Source organism: Streptomyces sp. NPDC050738, assembly GCF_040654175.1.
Lineage (GTDB): Bacteria > Actinomycetota > Actinomycetes > Streptomycetales > Streptomycetaceae > Streptomyces.
Genome location: NZ_JBFAHN010000029.1, coordinates 18,875 through 33,896, shown reverse-complemented (window position 1 = coordinate 33,896; position 15,022 = coordinate 18,875). Strand labels below are relative to the sequence as shown.

Below are 15,022 nucleotides of genomic sequence, written 5' to 3'. Positions count from 1 at the left end.
GTCATCCTCGAAGACCAACTCGAAGAAGCCCAGCTCCTCAACGCCACATACCAGCGCGCCGCCGAAGCATCAGAAGCGTCTGGCCCGCCCGTGACATGAGACGGCAAGCCGCCCGGTGGGTCCCCGCAGTTGGCGTGAGCCCGGTCGCCGGAGTCGGTCAGCTGGGTGATCTCGTGGCCGAACGGGGCAGCGTCGGCGCTGTCGGCCATCAGCGGCCGAAGCCGATCACCAGGTCTGGGCGCCGGCCCGGACGAGCAACTCGTTGACCGCGACACGGCGGTCGCGGGTGACGATGTAGGTGACCGCGTCGGCGATGTCCTCTGGGTGCAGTTTCTCCAGGCCCTCGGTCTGGAGAGCGATGGCTGCCTGGAGTTCCGCGCGTACATGGCTGCCGAGTTCGGTGTCCACGGTGCCCGGTTCGACCACGCTCACGCGGACGCGCTGCGGCAGGAGTTCCTTGCGCAGGGCTTCGGTGAACGCGACGACGCCGTGCTTGGTCAGGCTGTAGACGGCGTTCCCGGCGCTGGCCACGCGTCCGGCGGTGGAGCTGATGTTGACGATATCCGCCACCCGGCGCGGGGCGTCCTCCGCAGCGCGAACCAGATGGGGCTGCGCGGCCTGGGTGATATGCAAAAGCCCCTGCACGTTGATCGCGAGCATGCGGTCCCACTCTTCGGCCGGAGCCTGCGCAAACGGGCCGATGAGCATAAGGCCGGCGTTGTTCACGACCGTGTCCAAGCGGCCCAACTCTTCCACCGTGCGCTGTACGGCGTCCCGTGCCGCGGCTCCGACGGTGATGTCCGCCTCGATCTCCAGTGCGGTTCCGCCTTGGGCCCGGATCGACTCTGCGACCTTCTCCAGCCGGTCCCGGCGCCGGGCCACCAGCGCCACTGCCGCGCCCTGGCCGGCGAGGGCGCGCGCCGTTGCCTCGCCGATGCCGCTGCTCGCGCCGGTCACCAGCGCCACCGTGCCGTCAAGCCTGCCGTTCATGGTCTGCTCCCTGGGGGATCGATGGAGGGGATGGAGCGATATCCGCTGGGCCGCTACTGCCTTTTTGCGGTGATGTGCTCCCGCCAGGCCGTGGTGTCGCCGCGCTCGGCCTCGGCGATGGCCTTGCGCGCCTGGTGCAGCGTGAGGTCCGTCGTGTAGACGGGTGTCCCCGGCTGCTGCCGCCAGGAGTTCTCGAGGTCGCCTGCGTCGAAGCCGTCGAAGCCGATCTCGTCGAGCAGCGCGATGACGGTCCGCTTGGCAGCCGCGTCCGCTCCGGACACCGGAGCAGCGATCCGCCGGGCGTCCCCGTGCGGCTGGCCGCCGGCGGCGAGGCTGGTGGCGCCTATGGTGTTCAGGGCTTTGATGATGGGCCGATTGAGCTGTTGCGCGACCCATAGGCTCTCCGGAAGCCCGTCGTCGATCGCGGCGATGTGCACATCACGCATTTCGGGCACGTAGTTGCTGGTGTCGACGATGACGGCGCCGGCCGGCAGGTGCTTTTCGATGGTGCGGCCGAGTTCTGGCAGGGCGCCCATCGGCACGCTGACGATCAGGAGCTCGGCGCGGACGATGGCCTCGGTCGTCTCGGCCGCGGTGGCGCCGGTGGCTTGCGCGAGCTGTGCGAGAGATGCGGGCCCCCGGGAGTTCGCGATCGTGACCGCGTGGCCGGCGCCGACCAGCTGCCGTGCCAACGTGCCGCCGATGCTGCCACTTCCGATGATGGAGATCTGCATGACGCTCTCCTGCTTCCTTCTGGTTGCCGTCATCCGTTGGGGGCGGCCGCCTCCGTGGCCGGCCGAAGTCCGTCGAGGACGACGGTGAGATGAGTTGACCTCGCTCGGCCTGTGTCCGGATCGCGCGGCAACGCGGAGATGATCGCGAGCACGTCGGCGGAGGAGATGTCGAGGCGCACTCGTGCCAGCTCCTGGGCTCGCCGGAACAACACGTCGAACGCGGTCTTCATCGGCGTGCAGAGCTCTCCGATCGGCGACCCGTCCTCCAGCAGCGCCGTGCCGATGCGGGTGTTCATCCCGCGGTACTGGGCGCCGATGTCCTCGTAGGCGCTGGTCCACTCCAGAAGCGCCTGCCAGGGATCCGCGGCAGCCATCCGGATCTCGGCGGCCTCGACGAGGGCGTCCACCTGAGAGCGGAGGATTGCCGCGAACAGGTGCTCACGGGTGGGGAATCGGCGGTACAACGTTGCCCGGCCCACCCCCGCCCGCCGGGGGATCTCGTCGAGCGGGGCGTCTGCCCCCAGGTCCCGGAAGACCTCCATCGCGGCCGCGAGAATGGCGTCCTGGTTGCGTGCCGCGTCGGCGCGGATCGCCCGGCTGGGGGATGTCATGGAACGACGGTAACAGCTAAGCGGACACACTGCCCACTTATGGCGTAGCGTCGATGCTGCACTGTCCGGCGAAGAGCGGGAGCAGGAAATGGACCAGCGGATATGGCACATCGGAGTGGCTGTCGATGACCTGGAGAAGGGGAAGAAGGAGTTCACCGAGGTGTTCGGGGTGTCCTGGCGCCCCACACGAGTCCGCGTGCTGACGCTGACCGATGCGCAGGGCGCCGACCACGATGTCGAGTGCCACGTGACGTTCTCCGAGGGCGGACCATTCGCCGTCGAGCTCTGGGAAGCGATCCCCGGCACGCCACTGGATGCCGCGCCGGGCGGAGGCGTGCACCACATCGGCTACTGGGTCGAGGGCATCGCCGAGGAGAACGCGAGACTGTCGGCACTGGGATTCGGTCCGCGTGCGACCGTCGGCCGGCTGCCGCTGCTCAATGCCGGGCCGTCCGGAACGGTCGTGGAACTGTGCGACCTGCACAGCGACCGCCCCCAACTGCGCGACCTCTTCCCGGCCGGCTCGCGCCATGCCGGGCCACCCGTTCTCGACTCCGCGCTGTGAACGGATCCACGCGACCGGGCTTACCGCACACTGTTGTAATGATTATGGTTACGACAAAGTGGAGAACCAGGGAGCGAGGTCCGAGGTGAGCGCCAACAGCAGGCTGACTGTCGCCGCACATGCCCTGACGTGGATAGGGCTGTATCAGCGCCGCGGCCACGAGGTGGCCACCTCTGAGCAGATCGCGACGAGTGTCAACACCAATCCGGTGGTGATCCGTCGTCTGCTGGCCGACCTGCGCAAGGCCGGACTCGCCGACTCGCGGCGAGGTGCGGGGGCGGGCTGGATGCTGTCCCGGGACCTCGCCGCGATCACCCTGCTCGACATCCATGAGGCGATCGCCGCCGGGCCGATTTTCGCTCTGCACCGCTCGGCGCCCGACCCCGAGTGTGTCGTGGGGCACGGGATGGGCCCGGCCTTGACCGCCGTCTACGACCAGATCGAGGCCACCCTCCGCAGGGAGTTGGCGAGAACCACACTCGAGGACGTCTTGCGGGACGTACTCGAAGCCGCCTGACTCCCATCCAGTCGCAGAGCCGGCGCTTCCCTCGCCCATCAATGTAACCAAAATGGTTACTTTGCGGATGCGGGAAGCCCTTGCCGGAGACAACAGGGCAGTCGAGCCCGCCAGTTCCAGGGCTGAGGCCCCCATGGGCCCACCCCACGCTTACGAAAAGACAAGGGCAAGCGCAATGGCAACAGATACGCAGACCTCACGGGCCGTGGCCGAGCAGTTCGTGGAACGCCTCGGCAGGCAGGATCAGGACGGCGTCCAGGAACTGTTCGCGCCAGACATCGACTGGCACGTCCCCGGCAACGAGCAACTGCCCTGGACCGGCCGCCGTACCCGCCGGGAGGACGTGGCGCCGTACTTCACCACGATGTGGCCGCACTTCGCACACGACAAGAGCACGGTTGTGCTGGAGCGGATCATCATCGACGGCGGTGACGTGATGCTTCTGGGGATCTTCACCCACACCGTCGCGTCCACCGGCAAGGAGTTCACCACGCCGTCGGCCATGCACCTGGTGGTGGAAGACGGCAAGATCGTCCGCATGCACCTCTACGAGGACACGCTGACCGTCGATCAGGCGTTCAAAACTGCCTGAAACACCCTGGCCCCGTGGCCACACGAAGCAGCACGGCCTGCAACCGGAGGGCAGCGCATTGAGGAGGTCCCGTACGGCGTGCCGGGGCTGGAGCTGTTCTTCGCGGAGGGACCGCATCCCACCGCACGATGTCAGAGGCCGAAGAGAAGCACGAGGTTCTGCCCTGGTCGCGCCAGGCGTCGGGGAACGCGGAGATGTGGAGGAAGCGACAGATTCCGGCACGCCGGGCGGCAAGCTGGTGCAGCAGGCGGCAGCCGACGCTTCCGGCGGCGCCGTTCACGAAGACGCGTGCCATGACGTGTGCCTTCCTTGCGGACGGACGGTCAGCCGGCCGCTTCGATACGGGCGTTGAAGGTGCCCGTATCGCGGGTGATGTTGTCCTTGCCGAGTCGGACTGGGCGCCGCCGTCGCGCGCCGCTTCGGCCGCCCCAGGTGCGGAAGTCGGGGTTCTGGATGGTGAGCGTGCCGACGAGGTGGGTGAGTTGGGGGTCGTCGGGGTCGGCGGCTGCTTCCGTGCGCAGGGCGGCGACGGCGTCGCGGGCGCTGTGTGCCCAGTCGTGCTGCATCGCTCGGATTGCGGGGAGTGTGCCGAAGTCGGTGTAGAGGGCGGTGGCTGCGGTGTTCCAGGCCAGGATGTCGAGCCGTTTGCCGAGGACGAGTGCGGGTGTCTGGTTGTGCTGGTCCAGCAGGCGGCGCATGGCGGGCCGTACTCGTTGCGGGGGTTGGCGGCGTGGGCGTGCGTCGCTTCGTCCTGCGAGTTCGTAGAGGCAGCTCTGCTGGTCGTCGTCGAGGCGCAGGGCGCGGACCAGGGTGGCGAGCACGGGGGCGGAGGCCCGGACGCGGCCCTGCTCGAGCCGGGTGTAGTAGTCCATGCTGATCGCGGCCAGCCGGGTGACCTCCTCGCGGCGCAGGCCCGCGACGCCAGGAGGTCGGCGATGGCCTGCCGGTTAACGCCGGAGGCGTCTGCGAGTTTGCGCAGGCTGAGCCGCCGTTCAGCCAGGACCGCGGCGAGGGCCCGGGTGAAGTCCTGGACGGCGGCCGCGTCCGGGTCGGCGAGGTCGGCATAGGGCCAGGATTCCGGATCGCGGGCAAGCTCACGCGGCGGCGTTCGCCGATTCATGCCACCCACCATGCTGATGCACTCCTTTACGTGAAGATCGGCCTCAACCCCTTCACTGGCTGCTTGACCAGCCACTGGGATTGGTCCGTGACACTGAACGCGCAGGTTTCGGCCCGCATCCGCCGAGGTGATGGCCGAGATGTCCACCGTCGAGCTGCTGTTACCCCTTGTGGCACGGCGCCCGGGATCAGTTGCCCTCTCGGGAAAGTGTCGGGATATTTCGCGCCGGTCTGAGTAGCGGTACTCATGCCACATGCCTGCCCCCGCGGGACCATGGCCGCAGCAGCAGGAATCGGGGGGGCATGGGAAAAGTCGTGGGTGCATTCGCGGTTGCGGCGGGGACGGTCATGGTGCTGGTTGTGGCGTATGCCGTGGGGGCGCCGCCCGAGGTGGTGCTGGGCGTGGGAGCCGCTGTCCTTGGGCTCTTGTGGTTGTTGCTGCTGCTGACCACGCCGTGGAACCTCTACTTCCGGGCTCACTCGGTGCTGGCGGAGATCGCGCTCAGCAGGGAGAAGGGCCTAGTTATCTCCGCGGAGCGCGATGTCGAGGCGCGGCGGGTCGCTCGCTTGATGCTGCGGGTTGCCGTCTCAGGACATGTGGTCACGGCCGCACTCCTGCTTGCCACCGGGCTGGCTGCTGAGCGAGTCCTCGGCTACTGGTGTGCTGGATTCTTCTTGCTGAGCACCGCCTTCCGACCTGCTGGAGCGTATTTCGAGCAGCTCAGGCGACGTCTTGGTCTGCTGCTTCGGGAGGTGAAGTACCCGCGCGACGACGTGGTCGAGTTGAGGACACAGGTAGAAGACCTCAAGTCCGGCATGCGGATTCTCGAGGACAAGGCGGAGGAGCAGTATCGGACCCTGGCCGAATTGCGGCGCGCGCATGATGCGTTGACACACACCGCTTATCAGCGGACCGATGAAGCCGATCGTCGAATCACCGGGCTGGCAAGACAGTTCGAGCAGACGGTGGACGGACTCACGGACAACGAAGAGATCATCACCGGCCTGAAGGCGTTTGTTCGACTGCTGCGATCGGGACAGGATGTGCAGGAAACCATCGACGCACGGTGACCACGGTGGGCGTTGGGTGCAGCTCTCGCAGAGAGAAGATGCTGGACGATTCTCGTGGCAGCAGCGGGCATCGACTCGCTCTGAGCGTGCCGCACCAGTGGTTGGGGAAGCCGGTTCCGCAGGGCAACGGTTGCATGCCCGGATCAGCGCGTGAGCGAGTACTCGTGGCCAGATGACGGGGCAGAAGTCGCGGCCGGGGCACGGCCGGGTGGACCGAGACGTGTAGGGCCCTGCCAGTTGAAACCCAGATCACTGGCGAGGTCATCGGGCGGCAACCCTTTGGCGTCTTCCTCGGCATCAGCGGACCTACGGGCCATGCGGCTTGTCGGGTTGCAGTGCCAGTGACTGGATCAAGGAAGTCAGGGTCGGCAGGTCACGGCGTTCGGACTGCGCCACGCGTGTGAGCACGCCGGACAGGCGCTCCGGGGTGGTGTCCTGCGGGAATTCATCGCGGAGCGCCATTTCGGGCGTCGTACCGCCGTCATATTGAAAGGAGAGGTCGATGCGGTAGATGGCCTCGAGTGCGGTAGCGGGCGGCATGCTTGCCAGTGCGATCAGAAATCGGTCGCCGTAGAAGTGGGTCATTCTATTGATGAAGTTCACCTTGGCGGGGTCGAAGCGTGCGCGATGGTCGGTCACTGTCTTTTCGAGGGCGGTCACCAGCAGGTTCAGTTTCGCTGTCGAGGCGGTGAGGTTCCTGCGGGCGGTGTCGAACGCGCCGATGACCAGCTGGTGTTGTTCCTCCAGCGTGGGCAAGGCAGTCAGCCGAGACGTGCCCTCGCTCAGGGCTCGTTCCGCGTCGTGGGTGACACGCTCTCCGGTGGGCAGAGTGCCACGGACTACCGCGATGGCCGCGCTGTCCTGGGCGGTGAGCGTGGTGGCGAATTCGGGCAGCGGCAACTGCGGAATGGTCGCGATGGCCGCGGCACTCCGTCGTAGGAGGTCCTTGCTCTCCATACCGGCCAGGGCAAGACCGTCCGCCTTGCCCGTGCGGAGATCCTCCAATGTCGGTGCCCGGCCGATGAGTTCACTCATGAAAGCCTCCGTGGCGGCGAGCGCCGCCGTCAGGGCCTTGCCCGTGGAGGTGGCGGGCACCAACCCCGCAACCAGCTCCTGCGTCTGCCGGCCGGGCCGCCGTGCCTCCTGCTCGTTCAGCGGGGGGTCAGTCTGACGCAGCAGCGCGATGAGCTGGTCGATCAGCTCACCCCGTCGCCCGTTCACCTGCGAGTGGAAGCGCTCGGCACCCCGGCGGGCGTACTCGCGCAGCTGGCCGGTCCACCACGTGCGCCGTGCCTCGTCCGTGATGGCGGCCAACTGCTTGTCCAGTGTCTGCTGGTCATCCCACACTTCGCGGAAGGAGCGCTCGGTGTCGGCGATCCACTGGCCCGTTGCATCCTGCGTGATACGGCGTAATTGTTCGTCGCTCGCCGGTGTCGGCACGGTCATGTTTCCTCCCCTGGGAACCCACTGACGGCAGGGCAGGCGGCGTGCGGGGGCGCGAGGCGACCTGCCGCGCCCGGCCGGGTGTCGGGAGTGTCCCACTGTGCCCGTGGCGGGGGAATCCTCACAGCGAGCGGTTGCCCCGCCTGCTGTCAGGAGGGGCTGCGCCGGTGAGGTTTCCGCGTCGAAGAACTGGGTGGTCAGGTGGGCGACTTCGGGGTACCTGCAAAACGGTAGTCGTGTTCCGTCCGCTCTCCCAGGAGGTACGGCCCATGCGCGCCTTCAAGCTCTGGCTCGACCGCAGTCTGCCTGCTCAAGCCGTACTTGTCCTCGTTCTGGCCGTGGGGATCAATGCCCTGTTCCGCCAAGGGGAAAGCCCGGTTCGGTGGCTCACCCAGGGCGCGGCCTACGCGGCTGTCGCCATCGCGATCCTGGCCGTACAGCGTCGCAGGGCCAGCCGCGCGGCCGGAACAGATTCCCGCGGCCTTGCCGAGCTCAACCGTAAAATCCGTCACCGTGAGGTGCCGACGAACCCCGGAGAACAGGCCTCCATGCGCCGGCTCGTCGCCGAGCATCAAGGACAGATGGACAAGGGAGGCCGGTGGCTTCCGTGGTGGCTGGGCTTCATGGGCCTGATCGGCGTCGGGCTGATCGTCCTTGGCGCCGCCACCGGCTCACTGGTCTTCCCTTTGGTCTTCATGGTCGGCGTGATCGTGTTCTGCGTGTGGGTCCTCTGGATGCGCCGCCGTAACCTGGCCCGTATCCACCACATGCGTTCAGCCCTTCAAAACAAGGGATAGCGTGTCGGGCGACCCTCACCGCCCTTCCCGATACAGCACCGAGGCAACGGTACGGACCGCGGCCCAGGCGCTCGCCGGCATATGGGACTCAACAGGGGTGGGCACCTCTGGCGCGTCGCAGGCCACGATGGCGTACGTGCTCGGATGTGGTTGCCGAGCCCAACGGCTGCGATCGGGGCCAACTCCTCTTCTTTGAACACCCCTGATAGGCATGAGAGCCTCGGACACTCGTCGGATCCGCGACGGTCGAAACCAGGTCGTGTTCCGGACCAAGGACGGTCGGAGTGTGGGTTCGCCAGGCGCCGAGAGCAACGCACCCCGGCACGGGGCGCTGATGGTCAGCGGGCGAGGGGGACCTTGATGGGGGAGTTGGGGCAGGCGACGGAGGTCTGGGTGAGTGCGTTGGCCTCGGCGGGGTCGACGGTCAACTGCCGGCGGATCTTGATCGCGGTCCAGTTGGCGAGGTAGGTGCACTGGTCGGCTTCGAGGGGGTGGCATCCAGGTGGAGGGGTCCTGGACTCCTTTGGACCTGTTGGTCTTGGCGGAGACCGCGAGAGTGTGACGGCGTGTGGAGCCCTGCCGCACCAGTATTTCTGTGCGAACCGCGCAGTCCATGTGACCCGCGCAGCCCAATCGCTCAACCGCGGCCACGGCCGCGCATTTGCCCACGACGACGGGGCACCGATGGAAGTCGCTGATCAGGGTGTCTGGTCTGTCGGCGAGCGGGCTGCTCCCACGGCAAGCGTGATCATTTCCCGCGCGGTACGGGGAGGGGCCGTGGCAGGGTGGGGCGATGCTTCTGGGTGCAGACGATGAGTGTGTTGAGTTTCGCCCGCTGCGGTATCAGTTCGCTGCGGTACGGGGTCAGGTATTCGATGACAACTGGCTGGTGATCGGCGGAGCGGTGACCACGCCTGAGGGCAGTTGGTCCTTCGCCGACCCGTGCCTGCTCACCGATGAAGCCCGTCAGGTGAGTGCTTGGCTGCGCGGGGTGGCCGCGGGGACGGTGACTGTGACCGAGCCTGACAGCGAGGGCTACTTGTGGCCGGACACCGTGTTCGTGGAGCCGGTCTTGGCCTTCAGCCTGACCGATCGGAGCGACGATGCTGCGCGGATACGTGTCCACCTGTCGATGGAGGCGGCCCCGCCATGGCAGCGGGGTGAAAGCGCCGTGGACGTGTACCAGTACGTCGTGGAGCTGCGGTTGAGCATGGCCGCGCTGCTTGAAGCCGCGGAACAATGGGATCTCGCACTGGTCTCCTTCCCGTCGCGCTGATCAGCATGAGCGTCACCTGCCGCTTTCCTCAGCGGTAGTTCAGTGGCGCCAGCGTTCGAAGAGGTACCACTTGAGGTAGCTGGGAAGCTGGTGGCGCCAGAGCCACCAGGGCAGTTGGCGGCGCGGGATGAAGGTCCACAGATCGTCGTCGGCTTCGTTGCCCCGCGGTCTGCTGCGCAACAGCTCGAGGCATTCCTGGTTGACGATGTGGTGCAGGCGGGCGGTGTGTGCGAGGGCCAGGGTTCCCTGGCGTTGCAGTTCAGGGTTGGGGGCGCGCATTGCGCGGGCGATGCGGGGCAGGATGGCGCCCGGATTGGGGTGGTTCAGGGCAAGTCCGATGACGGCGACTCCGACATGCGGTTCTCCGCGTTCGAAGGCGGCATCGACCACTTCCGGTTGGTCGGTGCCCAGGAGTCCTGTTGCGTTCTCCCAGCTGATGACCCGGTCCGGGTTTTGCGGGTCGCTCGATTCGTAGTGCACGGCCTGACCATAGGGCTCTGTGTTCGCCGAGCGCGCGGGCTTTAGGCCTGGCCGCCTGCCGGGGAGAGGAAGAGGGTGGCGAGGCGGGGCAGGCGCTGGTGCATTTCGGCCGGGTCGTCGAAGTCGAAGTCCTCGCCCATGTTGTGCTCGTCGGCACCGGTGTCGCTGTCAGCAGTGCGTGCGTCCCAGGCTTCGTAGAAGGCGTCACGGTTTCCGGTGATCCGTTCAAAGGCCTCGCTGGCCGCGTAGTTGACCTCTTCGTAGAAGAGTTCCTCGCTTCGGTCGATCGTGCCGAGCGAAGCGAGGGCTGCCGGGTGGGCGGCCAGGCTGTCGGGGTCACCTGCTGCCTGGTCGTACCAGGTGCGGCCTTGGGCGATCAGGCCGGCGCGGAAGTCCATGAAGCTGTCGTCCGAGCAGCCTCCGCCGATGAGGTAGGCGGCCGCCCATATGTCCCAGCGGTAGAGCGCCCCGCGCGCTTGGTCGAAGTGTTCCTGATAGCTGAGGATCTCGGTCTTCGAGCGGGCGACGAGCAGGTCGACCAGGGCCTCGTGGAACGGCTGGTTCGTTGAACGTGCGGTGTGGATGAGGCCCCAGAACGCTTCGGTATCCATGGGTGCTGACCTTGTCAGGTGCCTCTGACATCCGGGGCTCCGGCGCCGGGCAGGTGGTTCGCCGAAACGCCCGAAGGCCCGCAATCCCAGATTTAGGCAGCTGACACCCGCTGGGGACGAAGAACCCCTTTGATGCTATCCAGCGGTTGAGATTCCCCTTCTCGCTCTCTCGAGGATCCGGGCGTCCTGAACGCCACCACCGGCTCAACCGGGATCTGGCCTACGGCGTGCACAGGGGCGAGCGGCTCGTCCGCCGGCAGATCGAGGTGACCGCAGGCGGCCGCATTTGGTACCTGCTCGACACCGAGCGCCGCACGGTCTGGATCGACCGCGCCACGACCGGCCACCCCAAAGAGACTGTCCTGTGACAGCGAAGGTTGAGCGCGTGCCATCGAAGTTTGCGCGACCGTCAGCTCGTCCGCCACGAATGGTCCGACTCAGCCCGAGCCAACTCGGCGTCATACTGCGTGGCCTCGAAGTGAAAGTCGCGCGGCGCGATCTCGTCGCGAGGTGCCTCCCAGTCCGACCAGCGCACGACGCCTCCTGACCGTTGGACCACAGCCCTCAGGGCGCCGCAGCAGCCGGCAGTACATTCAGGCTCACCGAAGAAGAGACACCGGGCCTCGTTGCCGGCATGCAAGGGACTGGGGCGGTCGGCAGGCAGCGTGTCCTCAGCAAAAGGTCCGCGGCCGCCTTCGCCGACGGCCCCGATCACTACGTCCTCGCCGTTCACGCACATACGTACCTGGGCTGCGAATCGCGGACCTCGGGGGAACACCCGGATCTCAAGCTGGTCGAACATCGGTCCACCCTACGGCGCACCTCGGCTGGCACCTCTTCTGTTTCACCAGAGGCTCGAACAGAGCGTGCAGGACAGAGACAGACCGCTAGGAGGATCAGCGTGGCGGAGCTTGGCCACAGATCCGAACATGAGTTCTTCTGGGAAGGCTGAGGGCCCCGCCTGTCGACGGGTGCTTCCGCGATCGGCGGGTCTGGTGGCGAGGGCGGCCGGTCGGATGGCGCATTTCCCGAATCGGCTCCTGGCCCTATCGGTGGCCTGCTCGATGCGGCGCCCCTTCTCATCGCCCGGGTCCAACAGCAGCTGGTGGTGTGCGCCTTCGGCCGGGGTTTGGCCTTCGGCCCGGACGGAGAGGGCGACCACCCGCGCCTGCTTCAGCCCCAGGACCAGGAGGTGAGCGTGGTGTGCATCAGCTGGGCCGCGGTCGGCAGACGGGTGTTCGTGGCCCGGTGCAGAGTGAGGATGCGGCGGCAGCCGGGGGCGTCGACGGCGATCCAGGCGACCGGCGCGCTGACGGCGGCGGTGATGGCCACCGCAGGGATGAGGGTGAGGCCGATGCCGGTGCTGACCAGGAAGGCGGTGGCGGCCGGCTCGTCGCCTTCGCAGACGATGCGCGGGGTGAGGTTGCGGTCGGCGAAGAGCCGGTCGAGCAGGCGGCGTTGCCAGTGCCCCGGCCGGGAGATGACGAACGGCTCGTCCGCCAGCTCCGCGACCGTCACCGAAGTGCGGTCGGCGTAGCGGTGGCCGGGCGGTGCGGCCAGCCACACCTGCTCGTCGTGGAGCTGGACGCTGTCGAGGCCGTCTCCCGGGATCGGCTGCGAGGCGACGCACAGATCGACCTCGCGGGCGTGCAGGGCGCGGTGCATGTCCGCCGCCGGCATCTGGTGGAGTTCGATGTCAACATCCGGATGGGCCGCCTTGTACGCGGCCAGTGGACCGGCGATGGTCAGGAAGGTCTCCGAGGCCAGCCGCACCCCGCCGGCCTCCCCGCGGGCGGACTCCAGTACGGCCCGCCGCCCCGCCTCCAGCTCGCCGAGGGAGCGCTCGACGTGCGCGCGGAACAGCCGGCCGGACTGGTTGAGCCGCAGCCGTCCGCCCCGGTCGAACAGCGGGGCGCCGAGGTCCGCCTCCAGCCGCGCGATGGTGCGGCTCAACGACGGCTGTGCGACCCGCAGTTCGGCGGCCGCCCGGCTGAGGTGCTCCAGCCGCGCGACTACGAGGAACTGCTGCAGCGCGTGGAGGTCCATGTCTCCACCCCTTTCCTTCATAGCACCCAGGGCATAACAGGATAGCGATACAGATCTTTGATGGAATGCCTCTGCAGGCATGACCGTAGAGCCATGACCGCTACCCTCCAAGAACCGCCAATATCCAAGCAGCCCAAACGCGTTGACGGCCGGGTGTTCCGGATCGCGGCGACGGTGCACACCGTCCTCGCGTACGGGCAGCCGACCTTCGCCGGCGCCTATCTGTCCGGGGACATCGGCGGCCTGGACTGGCATGCCGGCGGCGCGGACGCAGTGTTCCCCCTCGGCCTGCTGCAGGCCGTCGTGGCCGGCTTCGCCGCGCGGCGGATGCGCCGCTGGTGGCCGTTCGCCGTGTCGATGCTGCTGCTGGCCGCCAAGTCCGTGCAGTACATGGCGGGGATGGAGGGCCTGCTGTGGCTGCACATCCCGCTGGGCGTCATGCTCATCGCCGGGCTGACCGTGCTGGCCGCCGCGCTCTGGGTACGGCCGCTGCCGGAGCGGGTCGTGCCGTCGGCGGGTGAGCTCGATGGCTGAGCAGTGGAGCCGGCGCCGGGTACTCGCCGTCGGCGGCGCGCTGGGGGCGGCCACGGCCGGCGGCGTCGCGCTGTCCGGCGCGATGGCCAACCACCCGGCGACCACCGGTAATCAGCTGCGCAGCGGCGTACCGCTGCCGAAGCCGTACACCGTGCCGCTGCCGATCCCACCCGTGCTCAAGCCGACAAGCACCGCCGGCGGCACCGATCGCTACGAGATAAGCCAGCACCGGGTGTCGGCGGAGATCCTGCCCGGCGTGCACACCACGCTGTGGACGTACCACGGCAGCTTCCCGGGCCCGACGATCGAGGGGCGCCGCGGGCGGCCCGTCACGATCAGGCACCGCAATGAGCTGCCGGTGCCGACCGTGGTGCACCTCCACGGCGGGCACACCCCGGCCGCCTCCGACGGCTACCCCACCGACCTGGTCCTCCCGAACGGCTGGCCGGACCCGGCGGCGGAGCACGGCGACCACCATGGCGACCACCACGGCGGCGGGCATCAGATGTCCGACTCCCGCGCGGTGACCAGCAAGCTCACCCGCGAGTACACCTTCCCGCACGACCAGCGCGCCACCATGCTCTGGTACCACGACCACCGCATGGACTTCACCGCCCCGGCGATCTGGCGGGGCCTGGCCGGGATGCACCTCATCCGTGACGACATCGAGGACGCCCTGGACCTGCCGCGCGGCGAGCGCGAGCTGCCGCTGATGATCGCCGACCGGGCGTTCGCGGCGGACGGCTCCCTGGACTACCCGTCCCTGGACCCTGACCTGCTCTCCCGCCCCGGCGTGGAGGGGCGGTACGCGGCCGAGGTACTGGGCGACGTGATCCTGGTCAACGGCGCCCCCTGGCCCCTGCACGAGGTCGACGCCGCCCGCTACCGGCTGCGGCTGCTCAACGCCTCCAACGCCCGCCACTACGAGCTGGAGGCGCTCACCGACGACGGCCGCCTCCTGCGCCTGCACCAGATCGGCGCCGACCAGGGCCTGCTCACCCGCCCCGTCACCCACACCCGGCTGCCGCTGGCGCCGGCCGAACGCTACGACGTCATCGTCGACTTCGCCGACGTACGCCCCGGTACCCGGGTGCGCCTGCTCAACCGCCTCGGCAGCGGCCGCACCCGCGAGGTCATGGCCTTCCGAGTGGCCCGCCGCGCCCGCAAGGACGACGGCCGCATCCCCGCGAAGCTCGCCGACGACCTGCCCGCGTGGCGTCGCTCGCAGGCGACCGAGGTCCGCGAATTCGCCTTCAAGGCCGGCCAGATGCAGCACGGCCGCGGCTGGCTCATCGGCGGCCGGGCCTTCGACCCCGCGCGTACGGACGTCCGCACCCGGCTCGGCACCGTGGAGCTGTGGCGCCTGGTCGCCGACGTCCACCACCCGGTGCATCTGCACCTGGTCGGCTTCAAGGTGCTGTCCCGCGGCGGCGGCGGTCCGCTGCCGCACGACGCGGGCCTGAAGGACACCATCTCGCTCCGCCCGGGCGAATCGGCCGAGATCCTCACCCGCGTCGACGGCTACCGCGGCCGGTATCTCTTCCACTGCCACAACGCGGAACACGAGGACATGGGCATGATGGCGAACCTTGAGATCACCTGACCGCATCGGCGCGGTCATCCACTCAGACGGACA

General features: G+C 68.2%; 18 protein-coding genes. 9 read left to right on the top strand and 9 right to left on the bottom strand.

Features of this window, described 5'->3' with window-relative positions; translation table 11 throughout:
• Positions 1 to 225: 225 nt before the first annotated feature.
• The 3 genes from AB0H78_RS38095 to AB0H78_RS38085 are packed head-to-tail and all read right to left on the bottom strand — an operon-like array spanning position 226 to position 2,335.
• Positions 226 to 990, bottom strand: a complete 765-nt coding sequence (locus AB0H78_RS38095; protein WP_363239418.1) for an SDR family NAD(P)-dependent oxidoreductase — start codon at positions 988 to 990, stop codon at positions 226 to 228.
• 53 nt (positions 991 to 1,043) lie between these two features.
• The gene (locus AB0H78_RS38090; RefSeq protein WP_363239417.1) at positions 1,044 to 1,757 is read right to left on the bottom strand and encodes an NAD(P)-binding domain-containing protein; all 714 of its coding nucleotides are present in this window, start codon (positions 1,755 to 1,757) and stop codon (positions 1,044 to 1,046) included.
• Positions 1,754 to 2,335, bottom strand: coding sequence for a helix-turn-helix domain-containing protein (locus tag AB0H78_RS38085; RefSeq protein WP_363239416.1), 582 nt, complete (start codon positions 2,333 to 2,335; stop codon positions 1,754 to 1,756). The genes AB0H78_RS38090 and AB0H78_RS38085 overlap by 4 nt, the downstream gene beginning before the upstream one ends.
• Before the next feature lie 88 nt (positions 2,336 to 2,423).
• On the opposite strand from AB0H78_RS38085, the gene AB0H78_RS38080 reads away from it, so the two are divergent.
• From AB0H78_RS38080 to AB0H78_RS38070, 3 genes are all read left to right on the top strand, one after another.
• Positions 2,424 to 2,900 carry a VOC family protein gene (locus AB0H78_RS38080; RefSeq protein ID WP_363239415.1) on the top strand — a complete coding sequence of 159 codons (477 nt, stop codon included), beginning with the start codon at positions 2,424 to 2,426 and terminating at the stop codon, positions 2,898 to 2,900.
• Between the two features lie 85 nt (positions 2,901 to 2,985).
• Positions 2,986 to 3,417, top strand: a complete 432-nt coding sequence (locus AB0H78_RS38075; RefSeq protein WP_363239414.1) for an Rrf2 family transcriptional regulator — start codon at positions 2,986 to 2,988, stop codon at positions 3,415 to 3,417.
• 175 nt (positions 3,418 to 3,592) lie between these two features.
• Positions 3,593 to 4,009 (top strand): nuclear transport factor 2 family protein, encoded by a 417-nt coding sequence (locus tag AB0H78_RS38070; protein ID WP_363239413.1) that lies wholly within the window; start codon positions 3,593 to 3,595, stop codon positions 4,007 to 4,009.
• 323 nt (positions 4,010 to 4,332) lie between these two features.
• On the opposite strand, the gene AB0H78_RS38065 is transcribed toward AB0H78_RS38070, so the two are convergent.
• Complete coding sequence (locus tag AB0H78_RS38065; protein WP_363239412.1) at positions 4,333 to 4,881, bottom strand: hypothetical protein; 549 nt, start codon at positions 4,879 to 4,881, stop codon at positions 4,333 to 4,335.
• Between the two features lie 550 nt (positions 4,882 to 5,431).
• Here AB0H78_RS38065 and AB0H78_RS38060 point away from each other — a divergent pair.
• Complete coding sequence (locus AB0H78_RS38060) at positions 5,432 to 6,199, top strand: hypothetical protein (RefSeq protein WP_363239411.1); 768 nt, start codon at positions 5,432 to 5,434, stop codon at positions 6,197 to 6,199.
• A 306-nt stretch (positions 6,200 to 6,505) separates the two neighbouring features.
• On the opposite strand, the gene AB0H78_RS38055 is transcribed toward AB0H78_RS38060, so the two are convergent.
• Positions 6,506 to 7,645, bottom strand: coding sequence for a hypothetical protein (locus AB0H78_RS38055; RefSeq protein ID WP_363239410.1), 1,140 nt, complete (start codon positions 7,643 to 7,645; stop codon positions 6,506 to 6,508).
• A gap of 266 nt (positions 7,646 to 7,911) precedes the next feature.
• Between AB0H78_RS38055 and AB0H78_RS38050 the strand changes: the two genes are divergently transcribed.
• Both AB0H78_RS38050 and AB0H78_RS38045 read left to right on the top strand, forming a co-directional pair.
• Positions 7,912 to 8,439: a hypothetical protein gene (locus tag AB0H78_RS38050; protein WP_363239409.1), complete on the top strand. Its 528-nt coding sequence runs from the start codon at positions 7,912 to 7,914 to the stop codon at positions 8,437 to 8,439.
• A gap of 793 nt (positions 8,440 to 9,232) precedes the next feature.
• Entirely contained in the window at positions 9,233 to 9,715 is a 483-nt protein-coding gene (locus AB0H78_RS38045; protein WP_363239408.1) for a hypothetical protein, read from the top strand.
• Positions 9,716 to 9,754: 39 nt separating this feature from the next.
• On the opposite strand, the gene AB0H78_RS38040 is transcribed toward AB0H78_RS38045, so the two are convergent.
• Together AB0H78_RS38040 and AB0H78_RS38035 are read right to left on the bottom strand one after the other, a co-directional pair.
• A complete protein-coding gene (locus tag AB0H78_RS38040) occupies positions 9,755 to 10,195 on the bottom strand; it encodes a hypothetical protein (RefSeq protein WP_363239407.1) in 441 nt (146 codons plus the stop codon).
• 41 nt (positions 10,196 to 10,236) lie between these two features.
• Positions 10,237 to 10,806, bottom strand: coding sequence for a DUF4240 domain-containing protein (locus AB0H78_RS38035; RefSeq protein ID WP_363239406.1), 570 nt, complete (start codon positions 10,804 to 10,806; stop codon positions 10,237 to 10,239).
• Positions 10,807 to 11,033: 227 nt separating this feature from the next.
• Between AB0H78_RS38035 and AB0H78_RS38030 the strand changes: the two genes are divergently transcribed.
• Positions 11,034 to 11,174, top strand: coding sequence for a hypothetical protein (locus tag AB0H78_RS38030; RefSeq protein ID WP_363239405.1), 141 nt, complete (start codon positions 11,034 to 11,036; stop codon positions 11,172 to 11,174).
• 41 nt (positions 11,175 to 11,215) lie between these two features.
• Here the strand turns inward: AB0H78_RS38030 and AB0H78_RS38025 are convergent, their stop codons facing one another.
• Together AB0H78_RS38025 and AB0H78_RS38020 are read right to left on the bottom strand one after the other, a co-directional pair.
• Complete coding sequence (locus AB0H78_RS38025) at positions 11,216 to 11,608, bottom strand: hypothetical protein (RefSeq protein WP_363239404.1); 393 nt, start codon at positions 11,606 to 11,608, stop codon at positions 11,216 to 11,218.
• Between the two features lie 371 nt (positions 11,609 to 11,979).
• Entirely contained in the window at positions 11,980 to 12,852 is an 873-nt protein-coding gene (locus tag AB0H78_RS38020) for a LysR family transcriptional regulator (protein ID WP_363239403.1), read from the bottom strand.
• A gap of 93 nt (positions 12,853 to 12,945) precedes the next feature.
• Here AB0H78_RS38020 and AB0H78_RS38015 point away from each other — a divergent pair, with 93 nt between their 5' ends.
• Both AB0H78_RS38015 and AB0H78_RS38010 read left to right on the top strand, forming a co-directional pair.
• A complete protein-coding gene (locus AB0H78_RS38015) occupies positions 12,946 to 13,386 on the top strand; it encodes a hypothetical protein (protein ID WP_363239402.1) in 441 nt (146 codons plus the stop codon).
• Positions 13,379 to 14,989 carry a multicopper oxidase domain-containing protein gene (locus AB0H78_RS38010; RefSeq protein ID WP_363239401.1) on the top strand — a complete coding sequence of 537 codons (1,611 nt, stop codon included), beginning with the start codon at positions 13,379 to 13,381 and terminating at the stop codon, positions 14,987 to 14,989. Before AB0H78_RS38015 ends, AB0H78_RS38010 begins: the two co-directional genes overlap by 8 nt.
• Positions 14,990 to 15,022: the final 33 nt, after the last annotated feature.